The organism is Rhodoferax sp. UBA5149 (genome assembly GCF_002413825.1).
Classification (GTDB): domain Bacteria; phylum Pseudomonadota; class Gammaproteobacteria; order Burkholderiales; family Burkholderiaceae_C; genus Rhodoferax.
Genome location: NZ_DHXT01000235.1, coordinates 1 through 4,186 on the forward strand (window position 1 = coordinate 1; position 4,186 = coordinate 4,186).

2 protein-coding genes and 2 pseudogenes are annotated in these 4,186 nt (G+C 59.5%); 2 read left to right on the forward strand and 2 right to left on the reverse strand.

Annotated elements, in window-relative coordinates:
• Positions 1 to 308, reverse strand: a pseudogene (locus B3V69_RS20500) (hypothetical protein); the annotation flags it as partial.
• 191 nt (positions 309 to 499) lie between these two features.
• Here B3V69_RS20500 and B3V69_RS20505 point away from each other — a divergent pair.
• A complete protein-coding gene (locus tag B3V69_RS20505; RefSeq protein WP_296449626.1) occupies positions 500 to 2,332 on the forward strand; it encodes a TolC family outer membrane protein in 1,833 nt (610 codons plus the stop codon).
• A 39-nt stretch (positions 2,333 to 2,371) separates the two neighbouring features.
• Here B3V69_RS20505 and B3V69_RS20510 read toward each other — a convergent pair whose 3' ends face one another.
• Positions 2,372 to 3,226: a M48 family metallopeptidase gene (locus B3V69_RS20510; protein WP_296449630.1), complete on the reverse strand. Its 855-nt coding sequence runs from the start codon at positions 3,224 to 3,226 to the stop codon at positions 2,372 to 2,374.
• A 142-nt stretch (positions 3,227 to 3,368) separates the two neighbouring features.
• Here B3V69_RS20510 and B3V69_RS20515 point away from each other — a divergent pair.
• Positions 3,369 to 4,186: pseudogene (locus B3V69_RS20515) on the forward strand (AmpG family muropeptide MFS transporter); the annotation flags it as partial.

Genomic DNA, 4,186 nt, shown 5'->3' on the forward strand with positions numbered 1-4,186 from the left:
TCCTGCCCCCAAACGACAGAGTCCTCAACAAAAGCAATGTTTCTATTGAAAAACGCGTTAACCCGTGTCAAGCGTTCAAGGTCTGTTCCAATCCCGCCTGTTACAACCAAATTGCGCCAACTCTGGAATCTCTGTGCAGCTGCATTGCCCCCGCGCCGTACGACCATCTCAAGCATCCGGTCAAAATCCGGCGCGCCATAGGACCACGATCCAAGCAAAAAGGCAAGCGCGAATCCCAGCAGCCATCGACGTACCCGATCCCCAAAGATCCCTGCTGCAGGCCGGCACTGTATACGTCGAACACTCAAACGGCTTTTGTCCAATCAATCGTAAAAAGTATGCAAAAAGGCAAACAATGTGACAGAAGTCGCTAACTCACAAAGGTCATTTTATTGAGTGCCCTCTATACTCCGAGCGCTTGCCCCCTTGGCAGACTGGTGATACATGCCTCTGTCGCGACATGTCGTTCCATGGGAATTGAGTCACACCTTGCACCATCATGATCTTAAAGCCTTATTTATTCATATTCGCCGCCTTCGGGATCGCTTTTTTCCCGGCATTTGCGCAGACCCCCAGCACGCTTAAAGACGCCGTCGAGCGAGCCGTTCTGCAGAATCCGGAGGTGAAGCTCAAATTTCAAAATCTTGAAGCAGTCAGAGGCGAGCAGGACGCGGCTAAAGGCGCCTGGCGTCCACGTATAGATGTAGAAGCGGCCACCGGGCCAAAGAGCACGTTGACCCCGGCGTTGCCCTCCGCCACCACCTATACGGGATCCACAGCTTCCATACAACTGCGTCAAACTCTGTTTGACGGATATGCTACGGCCAGCGAGGTGCGTCGGCTGGGCCACAGTCGGCAGGTCGCCTATTACGAACTCCTCAGCACAAGCGAGCAAACTGCACTCGAAACTGCGCGTGCGTATTTGGATGTTCAGCTTTACCGCGAAACACTGGCGTTGGCGCGGGATAACTATGCAACCCACGCAGACCTTTATCAACGAATCGGCAGTCGTGTTTCAGCCGGTGTGGGCCGCCGTGTTGACTTGGAACAGGCGTCCGGTCGCATGGCCTTGGCTGAGTCCAACTGGCTGACAGAAGCCAGCAACTTGCATGACGTATCAGCCAGGTACCAGCGCCTGACCGGTGAGGTTCCAGGCCAAAACCTGGAGCCAACGCCTTCGCTGGATAAATTTTTGCCCGCGCGCGCACGGCTACTGTCCGACGCCATTGCAAATAACCCCGAGTTTCTGGGGGCCGTATCCACCATTCGTGCCTATCGCGCAGATGCTGATGTAAGACGGGCGTCCAACTGGCCGACGATTGAACTTCGCGCCAGTCAAAGCCTGGAGCGCAATCAAAATGGCATCCTTGGCAACTACCGCGACAGCGCATTGCAACTTGTCTTGAACTACAACCTCTACCGGGGTGGTTCAGACAGCGCGCGAATTACCCAATATGTCGCGAAACTCAATGCCGCGTATGAACTGAGGGACAAAGCCTGCCGGGATATTCGCCAAACCGCCCAGATTGCCTACAACGACGTTGGACGTCTCGGGCAGCAGATCATCTTCCTTGGGCAGCATGAGTTGTCGACTTCAAAAGCCCATGAAGCTTACCGCCAGCAGTTTGACATCGGCCAGCGATCACTGCTTGATTTGCTGGACACCGAGAACGAGCTTTTTCAAGCGCGTATCGCACTGGTTAAAGCTGAGTTTGATCTTCGACTGGCCAAGATCCGTGTCCTCGCCTCCTCGGGCGCCTTGCTGAGTGCCTTGCAACTTCGTCCGATCGAAAACGAAGCGCCGCCGGCCCCCGGCGGCAATGGCGACGATGATGGCCTCTTGCGTTGCAGCACGGAGCTGCCCGCCGTGACCGTGCTTGACAAGGCAAACCTCCCGAAGGTTGAAGTTGTTCAAGCCATTGAGCCATCACCCGCACCGCGCGCTACGCCAGCACCGTCCGCGCCGCCTGGCGGAGATTGTCAGAAAGTGACGACTGCGGTTGAAGACTGGGCGGGGGCCTGGAATCGCAAGGACATCGAGGCCTATTTGGGTGCCTACAGCGACACATTTGTACCCGCCATGGGCATGAGTCATGCCGCCTGGGAGACTTTGCGAAAGAAGCGCGTAGCCAACAAACAAGGCGATCTCAAGGCGGTTCTGCGCAACGTTCGGACGCTTCGCTGTGAAGCCAACGCAGCCGAAGTGGCCTTCACGCAAGGGTACGATTCCGTCGACTATAAGGATGTTGTGGAAAAGACGCTGACCTTTGAGTTCACCCAAGGTGCCTGGCGCATTACCCGTGAAACCGTCACCAAGGGACGGACTTACTGAGCGGTAGTTGCAGCGCACACGCAAGCCAATACACGACCGCTATCCTCTTTTGGCGCGCTCATACAGCGGCATGACTTTAGGCAGGTTCATTTCAATATCGGCGATACGGGAGCTGCCTGATGGGTGGGTAGACAGCCATTGCGGTGGCGCGCCCTTGCTGGCGGCGCCCATTTTTTGCCATAAGGTGATACCCGCCCTGGGGTCGTAGCCTGCGCGGGCGGCCAGTTCCATGCCGACCAGGTCGGCCTCCGATTCGTCCGTGCGGCTGAATTGCAAGGTCAGCAATTGCGCACCGTAGTTGGTCACCGTTTGTCCGACCTGGCCCAGGCCGAGCACCTGGCTCAACAGGCCGGCGCCGATGCCGGTCGCGGCATTCTTGCCCATGCGCTCGCGCGCGTGCTCGCGCAGCGCGTGGGCAATTTCATGGCCCATCACCATCGCCACTTCGTCATCCGTCAACTTGAGTTGATCCAGAATCCCGCTATAAAACGCGATTTTGCCGCCCGGCATGCAAAACGCGTTGATTTGTTGGCTGCCAATCAGGTTGACTTCCCATTGCCAGTCCCTGGCACGGGGGTTCCACGCGACGGCAAAGGGGATGAGTCTGCTGGCAATGGCGCGCAGGCGCTTCACCTGGGGGTGGCCTTTGGCGCCCAGCGCGTTTTTGGCAGCCGCCTGTTGCAGCATTTGTGCGTATTGCAGGCCCGCAGAATGTTCCACGTTTTCGGCTGGCACCAGCTTGCTGAACACCGAGTTGCCGCCGACGTCGACCCCGTCGCGCGCTTGGGCATGCTGGGCCCCACCGCACAGGGCGAGCGCCAAGGCCAACAAAGACAGCCAATGGGCCGGTCGCTGATGGGACTGCCCTTGATTGCAATCAAAACCAGTTTTCATGGCGGTATTATTCCTCCATGACCATACCAACGCTCGGCCCCTCTTCCTTGGCTGACAAGCCGTCATGGCTTGATCCCTTGAAGGTGTACCTGGAGCCGGCCTCGCTGCGCCAGCTGGGGCGCTCCAGCCGAAGAGGCAATCGATGACCGAAGCCATCCCCACCGCGCGCCGCAAACGCTCTGCGCTGGAGGTGCTGCACGAGCTCAGACAGCCCAAGGTCGCGGTCATGCTGGCGCTGGGGTTCGCCTCGGGCCTGCCCTTCCTGCTAACCGCCAACACCTTCGGCTACTGGCTGCGGGACGACGGCACGAGCCTGGTTGCCATCGGGTTTATCTCCTGGGTCGGCTTTGCCTATGCCTTCAAAGTGTACTGGTCGCCGCTGGTGGACCGCATCGACGTCCCGCTGCTGGGCCGCCTCGGCCGGCGTCGCGGCTGGATGCTGCTGTGCCAGATTCTGGTCACCATCGGGCTGCTGGGCATGGCCGCTGTGGGGACGGCGGGCGGGCTCGCGGCCATCGGCGCCTTCGCATTGTTGACGGCCTTCGCCTCGGCCACGCAGGACATCTCGATCGACGCCTGGCGCATCGAGTCGTCGTCCGACGCTGACGAAGTGGGGCTGATGACCTCGGCGGCGCAGGTTGGTTACCGCATCGCCCTGCTCGTCACCGACGCCTTGATCATCGCCGCGGCGGCACGTGTCGGATGGTCGATGTCGTACGTTGGCATGGCGGTGCTGATGGCACTGTGCACGATCGCAACCTTGTTCGCGTCCGAGCCGGCCCGCGCCGATGTGGTGCTGCACCAGAAGCCATCGCTCTGGACCTTGCGCGGCCTCGCCGATGCGATCGTCGGCCCGTTCGTCGACTTCTTCGCCAAGCACAAGGGCGCCGGGCTCGTCATGCTGCTCATGGTGGCGCTCTATCGCCTGCCCGACTTCGTGATGGGGCCGATGTACAACCC